Source organism: Neorhizobium sp. T25_13 (genome assembly GCF_002968675.1).
GTDB lineage: Bacteria > Pseudomonadota > Alphaproteobacteria > Rhizobiales > Rhizobiaceae > Neorhizobium > Neorhizobium tomejilense.
Genome location: NZ_PVBI01000017.1, coordinates 59,918 through 76,043 on the forward strand (window position 1 = coordinate 59,918; position 16,126 = coordinate 76,043).

16 protein-coding genes are annotated in these 16,126 nt (G+C 61.9%); 5 read left to right on the top strand and 11 right to left on the bottom strand.

What is annotated here, in order from left to right:
- Positions 1–5 precede the first annotated feature (5 nt).
- Positions 6–3,236 carry a helicase-related protein gene (locus tag C5J22_RS27550; protein ID WP_245440562.1) on the bottom strand — a complete coding sequence of 1,077 codons (3,231 nt, stop codon included), beginning with the start codon at positions 3,234–3,236 and terminating at the stop codon, positions 6–8.
- A 724-nt stretch (positions 3,237–3,960) separates the two neighbouring features.
- On the opposite strand from C5J22_RS27550, the gene C5J22_RS27555 reads away from it, so the two are divergent.
- Positions 3,961–4,116: a DUF3309 family protein gene (locus tag C5J22_RS27555; RefSeq protein WP_007775119.1), complete on the top strand. Its 156-nt coding sequence runs from the start codon at positions 3,961–3,963 to the stop codon at positions 4,114–4,116.
- A gap of 41 nt (positions 4,117–4,157) precedes the next feature.
- The gene (locus tag C5J22_RS27560; RefSeq protein WP_037081355.1) at positions 4,158–4,415 is read left to right on the top strand and encodes a YMGG-like glycine zipper-containing protein; all 258 of its coding nucleotides are present in this window, start codon (positions 4,158–4,160) and stop codon (positions 4,413–4,415) included.
- 250 nt (positions 4,416–4,665) lie between these two features.
- Here the strand turns inward: C5J22_RS27560 and C5J22_RS27565 are convergent, their stop codons facing one another.
- Positions 4,666–5,394 (bottom strand): beta-ketoacyl-ACP reductase, encoded by a 729-nt coding sequence (locus tag C5J22_RS27565; RefSeq protein ID WP_046665176.1) that lies wholly within the window; start codon positions 5,392–5,394, stop codon positions 4,666–4,668.
- Between the two features lie 141 nt (positions 5,395–5,535).
- The gene (locus C5J22_RS27570) at positions 5,536–6,717 is read right to left on the bottom strand and encodes an acetyl-CoA C-acetyltransferase (RefSeq protein WP_105440857.1); all 1,182 of its coding nucleotides are present in this window, start codon (positions 6,715–6,717) and stop codon (positions 5,536–5,538) included.
- A 260-nt stretch (positions 6,718–6,977) separates the two neighbouring features.
- Here C5J22_RS27570 and phaR point away from each other — a divergent pair, with 260 nt between their 5' ends.
- Positions 6,978–7,553: a polyhydroxyalkanoate synthesis repressor PhaR gene (gene phaR, locus C5J22_RS27575; RefSeq protein ID WP_105440858.1), complete on the top strand. Its 576-nt coding sequence runs from the start codon at positions 6,978–6,980 to the stop codon at positions 7,551–7,553.
- Between the two features lie 12 nt (positions 7,554–7,565).
- On the opposite strand, the gene C5J22_RS27580 is transcribed toward phaR, so the two are convergent.
- The 4 genes from C5J22_RS27580 to mtgA all read right to left on the bottom strand — a co-directional run bounded on the left by C5J22_RS27580 (position 7,566) and on the right by mtgA (position 9,912).
- The gene (locus C5J22_RS27580; RefSeq protein ID WP_105440859.1) at positions 7,566–7,973 is read right to left on the bottom strand and encodes a hypothetical protein; all 408 of its coding nucleotides are present in this window, start codon (positions 7,971–7,973) and stop codon (positions 7,566–7,568) included.
- A 138-nt stretch (positions 7,974–8,111) separates the two neighbouring features.
- A complete protein-coding gene (rpmF, locus tag C5J22_RS27585) occupies positions 8,112–8,297 on the bottom strand; it encodes a 50S ribosomal protein L32 (protein ID WP_038546808.1) in 186 nt (61 codons plus the stop codon).
- 149 nt (positions 8,298–8,446) lie between these two features.
- Entirely contained in the window at positions 8,447–9,094 is a 648-nt protein-coding gene (locus C5J22_RS27590) for a glutathione S-transferase family protein (protein WP_105440860.1), read from the bottom strand.
- Positions 9,095–9,165: 71 nt separating this feature from the next.
- Complete coding sequence (gene mtgA / locus C5J22_RS27595) at positions 9,166–9,912, bottom strand: monofunctional biosynthetic peptidoglycan transglycosylase (RefSeq protein WP_371412676.1); 747 nt, start codon at positions 9,910–9,912, stop codon at positions 9,166–9,168.
- Positions 9,913–10,042: 130 nt separating this feature from the next.
- On the opposite strand from mtgA, the gene C5J22_RS27600 reads away from it, so the two are divergent.
- A complete protein-coding gene (locus tag C5J22_RS27600) occupies positions 10,043–10,957 on the top strand; it encodes a polyprenyl synthetase family protein (protein WP_105440862.1) in 915 nt (304 codons plus the stop codon).
- A 19-nt stretch (positions 10,958–10,976) separates the two neighbouring features.
- Positions 10,977–11,618, top strand: a complete 642-nt coding sequence (locus C5J22_RS27605) for a LysE family translocator (protein WP_105440863.1) — start codon at positions 10,977–10,979, stop codon at positions 11,616–11,618.
- Positions 11,619–11,647: 29 nt separating this feature from the next.
- Here C5J22_RS27605 and C5J22_RS27610 read toward each other — a convergent pair whose 3' ends face one another.
- The 4 genes from C5J22_RS27610 to C5J22_RS27625 all read right to left on the bottom strand — a co-directional run bounded on the left by C5J22_RS27610 (position 11,648) and on the right by C5J22_RS27625 (position 16,106).
- On the bottom strand, positions 11,648–12,307 hold the full coding sequence (locus tag C5J22_RS27610) for an OmpA family protein (RefSeq protein WP_105403880.1): 660 nt from the start codon (positions 12,305–12,307) through the stop codon (positions 11,648–11,650).
- Between the two features lie 164 nt (positions 12,308–12,471).
- Positions 12,472–13,536 carry a histidinol-phosphate transaminase gene (gene hisC, locus C5J22_RS27615; RefSeq protein WP_105440864.1) on the bottom strand — a complete coding sequence of 355 codons (1,065 nt, stop codon included), beginning with the start codon at positions 13,534–13,536 and terminating at the stop codon, positions 12,472–12,474.
- A gap of 3 nt (positions 13,537–13,539) precedes the next feature.
- Complete coding sequence (ispG, locus tag C5J22_RS27620) at positions 13,540–14,790, bottom strand: flavodoxin-dependent (E)-4-hydroxy-3-methylbut-2-enyl-diphosphate synthase (RefSeq protein ID WP_046626272.1); 1,251 nt, start codon at positions 14,788–14,790, stop codon at positions 13,540–13,542.
- Between the two features lie 125 nt (positions 14,791–14,915).
- Complete coding sequence (locus tag C5J22_RS27625; protein WP_105440865.1) at positions 14,916–16,106, bottom strand: MFS transporter; 1,191 nt, start codon at positions 16,104–16,106, stop codon at positions 14,916–14,918.
- Between the last annotated feature and the right edge of the window lie 20 nt (positions 16,107–16,126).

Sequence of the window (16,126 nt, forward strand, 5' to 3'; positions counted from 1 at the left end):
GGGCCTTACTTCTTCATCTGCTCCTTGAGAGCTGCAAGCTTTGCAAAGGGCGAATCCGGATCGATCGGCTTCTCCTTGCGGGGCGGCTTGGCCTCGAAGCGCGCAGGCTGCGACCCTTTGCCGCGGTCGTTGCGGTCCGGACGCGGGCCACCTTCGTGGCGCTCCCCGCGGTTGGGGCGATCGCCCCCGCGGTTGTTGGTATTGTTGTTATCTGGCCGGCGGTTGTTGTCGCGGTTCGGCTTACCGCCATCCTTGCGTTCACCACCGCTGCGCTCGCCACCACGTTCGCCGGCCGGGCGCGCATCACGCCGCTCGCCACCACCGTCGCGACGCTCATCACGACGGCCCTGGGCCGGCTGGCCGGCTTCGCCACCGGCATTGTTGCGCTGGCCGCCATGGCCACGGCGATCGCCATGCTGCTGAGGGCGTCCGCCGCGCTGGTTGTTTTCACGACCGCCGCCCGGACGCCACAGCAGGACCGGCTTCGGCTCTCCAGTCTCGGCAGCCTTTGCCTCGTCCGTGACGTCTTCAGCCGCAGCCTGCTCAGCGGGAGCTTCTTCCGAAGCAACCGGTTCAGCAGTAGCCGTCTCAGCCGGCGCAGCATCAGCCACGGCCTCTGCCGGGGCGGTTTCAGGCGCAACGTCTGCCGAAGGGGTTTCTGCCGTTGTCTCGGCCGAAGCGTCGCTCGCATCGGCGTCATCGCCGTCGGAGGCTTCCGGCGCGTCTCCTGCCGACGCCGAAGCGGCTGCAGGAACAGCGCTCACGGAACCTGCATCCTGGCCCGCCAGGAATGCCTGCGCTTCTTCCGGCTTCACGGCGTCGGCACGATATCCGAGGCCCTTGAGAATTTCTTCCATATCGTCCGGCGTCGCGCCGAGAATGGAGAGCATCGCGGTCGTGGCGGTGAAGCGGCGGCCGTCATATGCCCCTTCCGGACGCGGCGTCGAGCCCGGCTTCCACTGCAGGAGTGGACGGATGAGATCGGCAAGTCGTTCCAGGATGTCGATACGCACGGCGCGCTTGCCGAGGAAGCGGAAACCCGCAAGCTTGTAGAACATCCGTTCGAACGTCGGATCGGCGACTACCGAAGTGCGCCCTGCGGCAAGCGCCGGGATGAGATCGCCGTAACCGGGCTTGTCGAGGCCGTCGTTCTTCAGCGCCCAGAGGAGCGTGATGAGCTCCGCCGGTGCCGGCTTCAGAAGCATCGGCATGAAGACGTGATAGGCGCCGAAACGGATGCCGTAGCGACGCATCGAGGCGCGCGCATCCTGATCGAGCGACTTCACGTCGTCCGCGACGTCGCGCCTGAACAGTACGCCGAGACTTTCGACGAGCTGAAAGGCGAGGCCCTTGGCCAGGCCCTGCAGGTCTTCGGCGCGCGACAGATCGTCGAGCGGCTTCAGAACCGTGGCGATGTGATGGTTGACGAAGCGCTCGAGGCGGGCGAGCACATGTTCGCGGGCATTGCCGGTCAGCTGCTCGTCGGAGAGCAGGATGACGCGCGGCCGCATGACATGCTCGGTCGGCGCAAGACGGGCGATGGGCTCGCCGAGCCAGCGAACGGACCCGTCGGAGCCGACCGCCAGATCGCTGTTGCCGGAGGCATAAAGCCTCGCGGCCCGCGCCTCGAATTCGAGCGCCAGCGCTTTCTGAGCGGCACCCTGCACCGCCTTGGCGTCGGGCCCCTCGGTTCCCGAAACGGGCGTAAACCGGAAACCGGCCAATTGCCCGACGTGATGTCCCTCTACAAAGACATCGCCATTCACACTGATTTCAGCTTCCAGCATCGCATTCTCTCTCAGGCGCTTCATGAGCACAGATGTCCTGCGATCAACAAAGCGTTTCGTCAACCTTTCATGTAGCGCGTCCGATAACCTATCCTCTATTTCCCGTGTCTTTTCTTGCCAGTGTGTCGGATCGGCAAGCCAACCAGGGCGATTAGAGACGTAGGTCCAGGTCCGAATCTGCGCTATGCGGGCCGACAATGTGTCGATTTCACCATCGGTGCGGTCGGCGCGGCGGACCTGTTCCGCCATGAATTCTTCATTCACCGTCCCGAAGCGTACAAGATCGGAAAAAAGAGTCGAAATAAGGTCGGCGTGCTGCGCCGGCGCAATTCGTCGATAGTCCGGTAACGCGCAGGCCTCCCAGAGCTTCTCCACCCGCTGGGGAGTCGTCGCGATGTCCTTAATTTCGGGATAACGCGAAAGATAATCAAAGGCTTGGCTGTCCGTCGCGGGAAGCGCCCGTGTCAATCCTTGCAGCGTCGGCGACGCATCGAGGCTTTCCCGCAGAGCCTTGAGCGACGAAAAATCGAGGGCCTTCGAGCGCCATTGCAGCACTTTGACATGATCGAAGTGGTGGCTTTCGATTCGCTCGACCAATTCGTCCTCGAAAGGCGCGACCTGCCCCGTCACGCCGAACGTCCCATCCCTCACATGCCGCCCGGCGCGGCCGGCGATCTGCGCCAGTTCTGCCGGATTGAGACTGCGGAACTGATAACCGTCGAATTTCCGGTCCTGGGCGAATGCCACGTGATCGACATCGAGATTGAGCCCCATGCCGATCGCATCCGTCGCAACGAGATATTCGACGTCGCCGGACTGGTAGAGGCCGACTTGGGCGTTGCGGGTACGCGGGCTGAGCGCACCCAGCACCACCGCCGCGCCGCCGCGCTGGCGGCGGATAAGCTCGGCGATCGCATAGACCTCGTCGGCTGAAAACGCCACGATCGCGGACCGCTGCGGCAGGCGGGTAATCTTCTTCTGCCCGGAATAGAAGAGCTGCGAGAGCCTCGGCCGCTCGACGACGGTTATCCCTGGCAACAGCCTTTCGAGGATCGGCCGCATGGTCGCCGCCCCCAGAAGCAGCGTTTCATCGCGGCCGCGCAGATGCAGGATACGGTCGGTAAAGATATGGCCGCGTTCCAGATCCCCCGCGAGCTGTACCTCGTCGATCGCGACGAACGAGGCTTTCGTCTCGCGTGGCATGGCCTCGACGGTGCAGACGGAGAAGCGGGCGTTGGGCGGAGTGATCTTTTCCTCGCCGGTGATAAGCGCCACCTGCGAGGCACCGACCTTCTCGACGAGGCGCGTATAGACCTCCCGCGCCAGCAGCCGAAGCGGCAAGCCGATCACACCGGTGCCATGCGCCACCATGCGCTCGATGGCATAATGGGTCTTGCCGGTATTGGTGGGTCCGAGGACGGCGGTGACGCCGCGCCCGCTGAGCATCATGGGCTGGAAATTCAATGCCTGGTTCCGCGCATCACATACGGCTTCGGTCTCGCGCCTTCGCCCAAAACTGGAAGCCACGCAACACATGGCGATCTAGTCAGGCAAACGCAAGCCTGAAGAATAGTTTTGCGGCCGAAGAGTGATCGCTGAAGGCCGCAAATCAACGCTCGGCGATTCGAATTTTAAACGTAAAGGAACAGACGCGAACGAATCGGAGACGAATCGCAGACTCAAGAAGATTCAGCTTTTGTTCACCGCTATATATTGATGCGACTCCGGATTTCCCCACGACATCGTGAATCTGCATCAAGATTGGATGCATACAACCGCGTGACTCATCCCGAAGCTGCGCTTTCACGAAGAATCGTAAGAGTCAATTCATTGATATGGTTAATGTTTCATCAACCGATTCAGGCTGTTCCGCCCTCCTTCAAGCACGAAATTAAGATTCAGGCCAAAGGCGGAACGAATCGCCGACGAATCACAGACATCTCTATCTTCGCTATTTGTTCTCACAAGATATGGTAGGTCTCATCACGAGAGACCCGCAAGAAAATCGTCGCGGTAAAGACTTCGGAAGCGAATGTGTTCAGGTGCCATTAACATTGGCTAACGCAGTTTAACCACACGTGAGAGCACACGTTTGCAAGCCGATGGAACAAAAATCACGGCGCTACGTTTCCTCGCCAAATCCATACTGGATTGTCTAGCGGAGTAGAAAATCATGCTCGGAACCGTGTTGCTCGTCATCCTCATCCTGCTACTCATTGGCGCGTTGCCGAATTGGGGCTATAGCCGAGGCTGGGGCTATGGTCCGTCGGGCGGATTGGGCCTTGTCGTGCTTATCATCATTATCCTGCTGCTGATGGGCAGGATTTAAAAGCGGCGTAGCCGTGTGTACCAAAGGGAAGGGAAACTGACATGATGAAGAAGATTCTGATTGCGGGCTGCATGATCGGCACGCTCGCCTCCTGTACTGCAACTGAACGCGGCACCGCAATCGGCGCCGGCACGGGTGCGGTTATCGGTGGCGCCGTGACGAATAGCTGGGGTGGCGCGGCGGTTGGCGCAGTTGCAGGCGGCCTTGTCGGCGCTGCGATCGGCCAGTCCTCGGAACGCCGCGGCTACTGCATCTATCGCGACCGTTACGGCCGCCGTTACGAGGCCCGTTGCCGCTAATCGCGCGCAACAATCCAGTCCCTCAGGACCGGCGCCCGAGCAATCGGCGCCGGTTTTGTTTTGCCCTGAGAGATCGTCGCCGTTAACCCTTGGCCAAAGCCGGAACGAATCGCCGACGAATCGGCGACATCACCCGTTTCGCGGTTTGTTCACCGCAAGATGTCGTGCAAAAACAATTTGTTAACCATAGAGACCGCCGTTTCGGCACACCACGATGCGCCGAAACCCGCTCAAAGGTTAATGCCGGAGATCAGCTCGCGAAGAACTGGCCGCCATTCGCCGTCAGCGTCGAACCGGTGATGAAGCCGGCATCGTCGGAGGCGAGGAATACGACGCAACGGGCAATCTCTTCCGGTTCGCCGAGGCGCCCGACCGGGATCAGCGGAATGATCCGCTCGTTCAGCACCTTTTCCGGCACCGCCCGCACCATTTCCGTAGCGATGTAGCCAGGGCAGATGGCGTTGACGGTGATGTTCTTTGAAGCGCCTTCCTGGGCCAGCGCCTTGGTGAAGCCGAGATCGCCAGCCTTGGCCGCCGAATAGTTCACCTGACCCATCTGGCCCTTCTGACCGTTGATCGACGAGATGTTGACGACCCGGCCGAACCCGCGGTCGCGCATGCCGTTCCAGATGGGATGCGTCATGTTGAAAAGGCCGGTCAGGTTGGTGCCGACCACCTCGTTCCACTGCTCAGGCGTCATCTTGTGGAACATGCCATCACGGGTGATGCCCGCATTGTTGACGAGCACCTCGATCGGGCCGAGTTCGGCCTCCACTTTTGCTATTCCCTCGACGCAGGCCTGATAGCTGGAGACATCCCACTTGAAGACCGGAATGCCGGTCTCGTCATGGAAGGCTTTCGCCTTTTCCTCATTGCCCGCAAAATTTGCCGCGACACGATAACCTGCCGCCTTCAACGCGACGGAGATGGCTGCCCCGATCCCACGCGTTCCTCCCGAAACCAATGCAACCCTGCTCATGCGGTCTTCCCCTTTTGAGTTGTGATCCGGTCCTTCTATGTGACTGGATACTTACCTAGTTGGACATGCTTCCGTCGGGGAGATAGGCCCGCCGCGAAGTTTTGCAACGCCGGCGGGATTATCCACAATCATCCTATCGCATCACATGGCCTCGAGGCACATGGCAACGCCCATGCCGCCGCCGATGCAGAGCGTTGCGAGTGCCTTCTTTGCGTTGCGGCGCTTCATCTCGAAAAGAAGCGTGTTGAGGATGCGCGCACCCGATGCGCCGATCGGATGGCCGATCGCGATCGCCCCGCCATTGACGTTGACGAGCGACGGATCGAAACCCAAATCTTTGGTGACGGCGCAGGACTGGGCCGCGAACGCCTCGTTGGCCTCGATGAGCTCCAGATCGGCAACGCGCCAGCCGGCCTTCTCAAGCGCCTTGCGCGAGGCCGGGATCGGACCCGTTCCCATGATCTGCGGATCGACGCCGGCAGTCGCCCAGGAGACGATACGGGCCAACGGCGTGATGCCGCGGCGGGCGGCTTCGGCTTCCGTCATCAGCACGGCAGCCGCCGCACCATCGTTGAGGCCGGATGCGTTGCCCGCCGTGACCGTGCCTTCCTTGTCGAAGGCCGGCCGCAGCTTGGCCATCGAATCGAGCGTCGCGCCGGCGCGGATGTATTCGTCGTTCTCGACGGTCACGTCACCCTTCCGCGTCTGGATGATATAGGGGATGATCTCGTCCTTGAAGCGGCCGGCGTTCTGCGCGGCTTCCGCCTTGTTCTGCGAAGACACCGCGAACTGGTCCTGCTCCTCGCGGGAGAGCTGCCACTGGCGGGCGATGTTCTCCGCCGTGATGCCCATGTGGTAGCCGTAGAAGGCGTCGGTCAGGCCGTCCTTGATCATCGTATCGATCATCTTGAAATCGCCCATCTTCACGCCGCCGCGAAGGTGCGCGCAATGCGGCGCCATGGACATCGATTCCTGGCCGCCGGCAACGATGATCTTCGCGTCTCCGAGCGCGATCTGCTGCATGCCGAGGGCTACGGCACGCAGGCCCGAGCCGCAGAGCTGGTTGATGCCCCAGGCGGTGGCTTCCTTCGGAACGCCGGCCTTCATCGCCGCCTGTCGGGCCGGGTTCTGGCCTTCGCCCGCCGGCAGGACCTGACCGAGGATGACCTCGTCCACCTCAGCCGCCTCGACGCCGGCGCGCGCGAGCGCACCCTTGATCGCCGCCGCACCCAGTTCATGCGCCGGGACATTGGCAAAGCCGCCATTGAAGGAGCCGACCGCCGTACGGCCAGCGGCTGCGATCACGATGGATGGATTGGACATGGACGTTTCCTCTTATCCGTTATTTGCCTGCGAGACTGGCAAAGCTTGAGCCGAGAGTCAAACGGCAGCCGGGGACCGCTGCCAACCCGTCGGGCGTTTCGAAAATGCCCGTTAGATTTCACGGGTTTGCTGCGCAACAAACCCGTCGCCGCGCCGCACAAATCGTTTGTAAGTCCTCGTCATTTAGGCTTACATTCCTGTCGGGAGAAGCATGGCAGTCGATAATGACCAAACCATATTGACGGGAGCAGGAGGCAATCATGGCAAAGACCGAAGGCGAAATCATAATCAAGAAATATGCCAACAGGCGCCTCTACAACACGGGCACCAGCACCTACGTGACGCTGGAAGACCTGGCGAAGATGGTGAAGAAGGGTGAAGATTTCACCGTTCAGGACGCCAAGAGCGGCGACGATATTACCCATTCGGTTCTGACGCAGATCATCTTCGAACAGGAATCGAAGACCGGCAACACGCTGCTGCCGATTTCCTTCCTGCGGCAGCTGATTTCCTATTACGGCGACCAGATGCAGATGGTGGTTCCGACCTTCCTCGAACACTCGATGAAGGCTTTCACCGACCAGCAGGTTCAGATGCGCGAACAGATGACGCGCGCCTTCGGCGATACGCCGCTCAGCAAGAACCTGCAGATGCCGATCCAGATGATGGAAGAACAGGTGCGCCGCAACACGGACATGTTCCGCCAGGCCATGCAGATGTTCTCGCCGTTTGCGGGGCAGCCCCAGGCGCCTGCCGCCAAGAAGACCGACGCCAAGGATATCGACGAGTTGAAGGAACAGCTCCGCAACCTGCAGAGCCGCCTCGATAATCTCTGACCTGAAGGGCGCCTAGAGCCCGATCGACACGTCGCGGCCGGCCGAGCGGATTGCTACCGCAAAGCCGCCGATGACGTCGACGAAGGTGATCGTCATCAGGATGAAGAAGATTTGCGTCGCGGCATCCCGCACCAGCAGGAATTCGACCAGATAGGCGATGAAGACCAGCATCGACAGCATGTGGTTGATCAGCGAACCGCGGCCGTTGCGGCTGGCTTTGAGGATTTCCACGAACAGGAAGACCAGCGAGATGACGATAATCACGTCGCCGAGCGTCATGGTCCAGACGGCACCTGAGAGCATCTGAAGCGAGCTGACGACGTTGCCGAGCGACGCGACCCCGCCGCCGCCCAGAATGCCGAGCATGCCTAGGTTATAGAGAATGAACGGGATGATCATCAGCGGCAATGCGGCAAGCATGGTCTCGGACTCCAGTCGATTTGGCCGGACTGTACGTGCTTGCCTTGCTTTCGCAAGTCTTGGGCGCGGCAAAACAAGTCTTCGCGCAACAAAAAAGGCCGGCGGAGCCGACCTTTGATGCAATAGAACGAAAAACGCTTATGCGCTTTCCTTCGGCGTCAGAACCTGACGGCCGCGATACATGCCGGTCTTCAGATCGACATGGTGCGGACGGCGCAGTTCGCCGGAGTTCTTGTCTTCGATATAGGTCGGAGCCTTGAGTGCGTCTGCGGAGCGGCGCATACCGCGCTTCGACGGGCTCGTTTTTCTCTTCGGTACAGCCATTTTCGTTACTCCACTTGCGTGCAAAACATAATCCCCGGCCGGAACTGAGGCCGATTGGACATGTCTCGATCTCGGAAATTTGGGCGGCTTATACATGCCCTACCGGGCTTTGACCAGTCCCTGCCCGGATTTTTTGAGAAATATGCGACTTAAGCCTCGTCCTCCGGGACGACCCAGGTTTCGGCAAGTGCGGCCTCCTGCCACTTGAGCCAGGCCGGATGAGATTTCATTGCCGACATATAGGCGAGCGTCTCCACATTGCTCGTCAGATCGTAGACGTCGAAACGGCTGACGACAGGCGCAAACATTGCATCCGCTCCGGAAAATTCGCCGAACAGGAAAGGCCCGCCGGATTTCGCCCGCAGCTCGCGCCAGATCGTCTCGATGCGCGCAACGTCGTCCATCACTCCGTCGGCAAGTTCGATCCTACCCTTCGGACGGCGCATGTTCATCGGGCAGGCATTGCGCAGCGCCCGGAAGCCGGAAATCATTTCCATCGAGACGGAGCGCGCGACCGCGCGATCGGCGGCAGCTTCCGGCCAGACGCCCTTCTCCGGGAAAAGCTCCGCGGCATATTCGATGATCGCAAGCGATTCCCACACCCGGATGTCTCCCTGGTGCAGCACCGGTACCTTGCCGGTCGGCGAGATCGGCTTGAATTTCGGATTGCCTGCGGGAAAATCGAACGGGATCAGCACCTCTTCGAAGGCAATGCCGGCCGCCGTCAGCGCGATCCAGGGACGGAAGGACCAGGAGGAATAATTCTTGTTGCCGATATAAAGGGTAAGCTTTTCCATGGGCCGCTCTCCGGTTGGTTTATTAGCCTATAATGGCCCCTGCTGGGTGCGACCAATGAAATCGATGAACCTTACTCATAAATGCATTTGATGTAGTCGCCGGATCCGCGCGCCCGGCGCTCGACGACACCGGCCAGCCGCTGCACGCCGCGGCTCGGCCTGCTTGCGACGCGGGTGATCGGATTGGGAAGCGCCACGGCCAGAAGCGCCGCCTGCCGGGGGCTCAGTTTCGAAGCCGGCACCTTGAAATGATATTGCGCGGCCGCCTCCGCCCCATAGATGCCAGGCCCCCACTCGGCGATGTTCAGATAGATTTCCATCATCCGCCACTTCGACAGGACGAGGTCTGCGCCCAGCGCCAGGGGCAGTTCCATGCCTTTGCGGATGAAGGAGCGGCCGTTCCACAGGAACAGGTTCTTGGCGGTCTGCATCGGAATGGTGCTCGCGCCGCGCGTCGCTTCGCCGTCGAGCGCATCCTCGACCACGCCGCGCATCTGGTTCCAGTCGACGCCGCCATGGAAGCAGAACTGGCCGTCCTCGGACATCATCACCGATCGGACGAGGTTGGGCGAAATCTCTTCGAGGCTTACCCAGCGCCGGTCGTATCCGCGAAACAGCGCCAGTTCCGACAGCATCAGCGTCGAGACCGGGCGGGTGAACGGCAGCGCGTAGACGAAAATCAACAGATAGGGCAGCACCACCAGCGCGATCGCGATCAGCACGATCCGGCGGATCAGATTGCCGGACACCCGGCGCCGTCTCCACCCGGCCCTCACGGGCTCCTCCTCCTGCAACTGCTGTTCGGGTGTGATGTCCAATATCGCACTCGTCCCTCGTTTTGAGTTTCATAACCGTTCAACGTGGCCAAGGCGAGTCTGGCGCCGAAAACTTCGCACGTCCTGGTGAATCGCCGTTGCCAGCCAACACTCGGCATGCCAAACAGCGGCCATGACGGACGCGAAAACGGCATTCGAAACACGCCTGCGGCAGAGCGCCGCCGAGACGGGAGCCCTGCTTTCGTCTCTCCTGTCCGATACCCCTCTTTCCGACGAGACGACCCGCCCGGCGCATCTGATGGCCGCCATGCGGCATGGGTCGCTGAACGGCGGGAAACGGCTGAGGCCCTTCCTGGTGCGCGAGAGCGCGGCGTTGCTCGGCGGGCCGGCAGAGGCAGCACTTCGGGTCGGAGTGGCGCTCGAATGCCTGCATTGTTATTCGCTGATCCATGACGACCTGCCGGCGATGGACAATGACGACCTGCGCCGCGGCCAGCCGACCGTTCACAAGGCCTTCGACGAGGCTACCGCCATCCTCGCCGGCGACAGCCTGCTGACCTACGCCTTCGACATCGTCGCCGCACCGGAGACCATGCTCGCCGACCGGCTGAAGACGGAACTCGTCCTGTCGCTTGCCCGCGCCGCGGGACCGGGCGGCATGGCGGGCGGCCAGGCGCTCGATCTCGCAGCAGAAAAATCGCTGCCCGATGAGACGGGCATCACCACATTGCAGGCAATGAAAACAGGTGCCCTGCTGCGGTTTGCCTGCGAAGCGGGTGCGATCATCGCAGGCTCCGAACCGGAGCATCGCCAGCGGCTGCGGCTTTTCGGCCAGAAGATCGGCCTCGCCTTCCAGCTCGCCGACGATCTGCTCGACCTGACCTCGGATGCCGAAACCATGGGCAAGGCAACCGGAAAGGACGCCGGCCGCGGCAAGGGCACCCTCGTCGCCCTGCATGGCATCGGCTGGGCGGAAGACCGGCTGGACGTTTTGACGGCCGAGGCCGTGGAACTGCTTGCGCCCTACGGCGAAAGGGCGTCCATTCTGCAGGAGACCGCGCGCTTCATCGCCAGCCGGGAAAACTAGACAGGGATAGGAAACGACAATGCCGGATGTCCTGAGCTATCTGCCCTACATGTGGCCGGCCTACGTCGCCTATGTCATCAACGTCGCGAGCCCCGGCCCGGCCAATTTCGCCATCATCGGCACCTCGATCTCCCAAGGCCGCCGCGCCGGCCTGATCACGGCGCTCGGCATCGCCTGCGGTTCTTTCACCTGGGCTTGCGCCGCAGCGCTCGGTCTTGCGGCATTGCTGCGCAACTATGCGATCGCGCTGGAGATCATGAAGGTGCTTGGCGGCATCTACCTGATCTACCTGGCCTGGAAGGCCTATAAATCCGCGCGCCTGCCGGATTCCAAGGTCGCCCTCGGCAATGCCCGGACGAATTATACCGCCCGCCAGCTCTGGCTGCGCGGCTATGCGGTCCACGTCACCAATCCGAAGGCGATCTTTGCATGGCTGGCGATCATTTCGCTCGGCCTGCCGGAAAATGCGCCGACCTCGGCGATCCTTTTGATCATCGCCGTCTGCATGAGCTCGAGCCTGCTGATCTTCACCACCTATGCGATGGTGTTTTCGACATCCCATGCGCTGCGCGGCTACAAGGCCGCAAGGCGCTGGATCGAAGGAACGATGGCGGTTTTTTACAGCGTCGCCGGCCTGAAGCTGCTGACGAGCCGCATCTGAGCGGCTCGCCTTTCATCAGGCTTTTATGATCAGCCCTGGGTGAGCGGCGCGATTGCCACTTCGACGCGGCGGTTCTGCGCGCGGCCGTCCGAGCTCGCGTTGGAAGCAACCGGCTGCGACGGACCGAAGCCCATCGTCGACATGCGGCGCTGGTCCACGCCACGGCTGCCGAGGTAGTTGGCGACGGAACCGGCACGGCGTTCCGAGAGCGCCTGGTTATGCTGCAGGCTGCCGGTCGAGTCCGTATGGCCGTTGACGTCGATCAGGGTGCGGTTGAACTTGTTCAGCACGATCGCGACGGAATCCAGCGTCCGGTAGAACGGCGGGATGACCTGGTCCTGGTCGGTGGCGAACGTGATGTTCGACGGCATGTTGAGGATGATGCGGTCGCCGACGCGGGTCACCGAAACACCGGTGCCCTGCAGCTGGGCGCGCAATTCCGCTTCCTGATTGTCCATATAGGCGCCGATGCCGCCACCGGCGAGCGCGCCGATACCGGCACCGATCAACGCATTGCGGCCCGCATGGCGTCCGCCGGTCAAGCCGCCGGCAAGCGCGCCGAGGCCTGCGCCGATGGCAGCACCGCCGGCCGTGTTGGAAACCTTCTGCTCACCCGTATAGGGGTCGGTCGTGGTGCAGGCGGAAAGATAGGTCGCGCAAAGTGCGACGATTGCGATTTTCTTCAGCATGTAAACAAATGTCCCCGTCGTCAGTGGTGCCACCTCATTTACCATGAATTGCGGCAATAGCGAGGAGGGCGGCATATCTTCGTCATTGACCCAAAGGCCGGCCGGAACCGGACCGATCAAGACACCCCGCAGAGAGATCCGATGTGGAGAAAGAAGAACCGCGATCAGCCGGCGGCCGGCAGGCTTTTCAACACGTCGAGCAACCGGCCACATTCGGCATCCGTGCCGATCGAGATGCGCAGATAGTCTTCTATGCGCGGCTTGTTCCAGTGGCGCACCAGAACGCCCTCGGCCCGCAACGCCGAATAGACTTCGGCGCCCGACAGGGCCGGATGCCTGGCGAAGACGAAATTCGCCTGCGACGGCAGCACATCGAAACCCATCGCGAGCAATTCGTCGCTGACACGGTCGCGCATCGCGATGATCTTCTGCCGGCAGGTCTCGAACCACTCGACGTCCTCGATCGCGGCGGTCGCGGCCACCTGGGCCAGCCGGTCGAGCGGATAGGAATTGAAACTGTCCTTCACCCGCTCCAGAGCATCGATCAGATGCCGCTCACCGAGCGCGAAACCGACACGCATGCCCGCCAGCGAACGGGATTTCGACAGCGTCTGGATGACGAGGAGATTTGGATAGCGGGCAATCAGGCTGGCGGCCGTCTCGCCGCCGAAATCGATATAGGCCTCGTCCACCACGACCGGTACGTCGGGATGCGCCGCCACCAGCGCCTCTATCTCCGGGAGGGCAAGACCGATCCCGGTCGGTGCATTCGGGTTCGGAATGATGATGGCGCCGCAGGGCCGGTCGTAGTCGGCAAGCCTGATCCGGAAGCCTTCATCGAGCGGGATTTCGACGACGTCGATATCGTAGAGCCGGCTATAGGTCGGATAGAAGCTGTAGGTGATGTCAGGATAGAGCAGTGGCTTGTCGTGCTTCAGCAGAGCCTGGAATGTGTGCGCCAGCACCTCATCCGAACCGTTGCCGACGAAGACCTGATCCGCGTCTACCCCAAACCGCTTTGCAATCGCTTCGCGCAATGCGGTTGCCGACGGATCCGGATAAAGCCGCAGCGCATCGTCCGCCGCCGCCTGGATAGCGGCGACCGCCTTTGGAGACGGCCCGTAGGGGTTCTCGTTGGTATTCAGCTTCACGAGGTTCTGGATGCGCGGCTGCTCGCCCGCGACATAGGGTTTCAACGTGCTGACGATCGGCGACCAGTATCGGCTCATGATTTATTCGGCAGCCGTGCGCTGGCCGAAGCGTTGCTCGATATAGTCGATGACGAGTTTTTCGAAATCGGCGGCGATGTTCACGCCGCGCAAGGTCAGCGCCTTTTTGCCGTCGATGAACACAGGGGCAGCCGGCGTTTCGCCGGTGCCCGGCAGCGAAATGCCGATATCGGCGTGCTTGCTCTCGCCCGGACCGTTGACGATGCAGCCCATGACCGCGACGTTGAGTGCTTCGACACCCGGATATTTCTCGCGCCAGACCGGCATGTTCTTGCGCAGGTCGTTCTGGATGTTCTGGGCAAGCTCCTGGAATACCGTCGAGGTCGTCCGTCCGCAGCCCGGACAGGCGGCGACGACGGGAACGAACTGGCGAAAACCCATGACCTGCAGCAGTTCCTGCGCCACCTGCACTTCGCGGGTACGGTCGCCGTTCGGCTCCGGCGTCAGCGAAACACGGATCGTGTCGCCGATCCCGTGCTGCAGCACGTAGCCCATGGCCGCCGAAGAGGCGACGATGCCCTTGGAGCCCATGCCGGCTTCGGTGAGACCGAGATGCAGAGCGTGGTTGGAGCGCTCTGTGAGCATGGAATAAACGGCGATCAGGTCCTGTACCTGGCTGACCTTGGCCGACAGGATGATGCGGTTGCGCGGCAGGCCGATCTGCTCGGCAAGCTCGGCGGAAATCAGCGCAGACTGGACGATCGCCTCGTGCATGACCTGGCGAGCCGACAGCGGCGAACCATCCGCCGCATTGCGGTCCATCAGTGTGGTCAACAGGTCCTGGTCGAGCGAACCCCAGTTGACGCCGATACGCACAGGCTTGTCGTAGCGGATCGCCATCTCGATGATGTCGGCGAACTGCTTGTCCTTCTTGTCCTTGAAACCGACATTACCGGGATTGATGCGGTATTTCGCCAGCGCCTCGGCGCAGGCCGGATGATCGGCGAGCAGCTTGTGGCCGATATAATGGAAATCGCCGATCAGCGGCACGTCCATGCCGAGACGCAGCAGTCGCTCGCGGATTTTTGGCACCGCGGCGGCACTCTCGTCGCGATCGACGGTGATTCGCACCAGCTCGGAGCCTGCCTTGTAGAGGGCCGCGACCTGGGCGACCGTTCCGTCGATATCGGCAGTGTCCGTATTGGTCATCGACTGCACGACGACAGGCGCACCTCCGCCGACGATGACGCCGCCGACATCGACGGCGACTGTGGCACGGCGCGGTTTCGGGTCGTAATCGATGGGTGCGGTCATCGGAAGTCTCGTCGCCTTGGGAATGAAGCGCCTTTCAGGTGGCGTATGGCTCGCGGCTTGTCAACCGCCGCGACGCTCACTTTATCGCACCGGCCTTTCCCGTTCCAGCCGGCAGGCTGACGCAGCTAGTTATGCGCCGTGTCCGCATGTTTGGCGAGCGATGACAGCAGCAGGACCACGACGATCAGCGCCGACAGGCCGGCGAAAATGATGGCAAGCCCGGTATATTCGGCGATGAAGCCGATTGCGGAGGGCGCAACCAGGATGCCGGAATAGCCCATGGTCGTGACCACCGAGAGGCCGACGCCGGCTGCCATGCCCGGCAGGTTACCGGCCGCCGAAAAGGCGATCGGCACGATGTTGGAAATGCCGATGCCCGTCAGCGCGAAGCCGGCGATCGCCATCGGTGCATTTTGCGCAAAGCCGATCAGCAGCAGGCCGAAGATCGAGATGACGGCGCAGACCCGCAGCGTCTTCACCGCGCCGAAACGGTCGCGGATCAGGTCGCCGGCAAAGCGCATCGCCGCCATGGTGAGCGAGAAGGCTGCGAATGCGAAGCCGGAAAGCGTGACGGAAGCCGCGAGCTCGTTGCGGAGGTAGAGCGCACCCCAATCGAGGATCGCGCCTTCCGGGATCATGCAGAACAGCGCCATGATGCCGATCAGCCAGGGCAGCGGCGAACGCGGCAGGCGGCTTCCGCCGTGCCTGGCTTCGTCCGGATGCGGCGCGTCGTGCAAAACGATCCGCCAGGCGGCGACGATCATCACCGCGGCCAGCACCGTGACCAGAATGGCATGCGCGGAAACGCCGATATGTTCGATGAGAAAACCGCCCGTCGACGAGCCGAGCAGTCCGCCGAGGCTCCAGAACGCGTGGCAGGATGACATGATCGCGCGGCGCATGCTCTTCTCGACCGAGACCGCATTGGCATTCATCGCCACGTCCATGGCGCCGATCAGGCCGCCGAACAGGAAGATTGCCACGGCGCCTGACCAGATGCTGCCGACCAAGGTGAGAAGGAGCAATGTCGGCGTCAGCAATACCGAGGTGTATTTGGAAACCTGGCTCGACCCGAAGCGGGCGATCTGGCTGCCGGCAAGCGGCATCATCAGCAGCGAACCGAGGCCAAACGTCAGGATCATCAATCCGAGCGCGCTTTCGCTCAAGCTCAATCGGCTCGCAAATTCCGGGATTTTCGGCGCCCAGGCGCCGATCATGAAGCCGTTCATCAGGAAGAGCAGCGACACGCCAGCCCTTTCGCGGGTGAAGAAAGCTCGGGAGCTGGAGGAGGCGTTTGAGGGTGCGCGACTGTCCATGGATAGGTTCCTTTCAATCG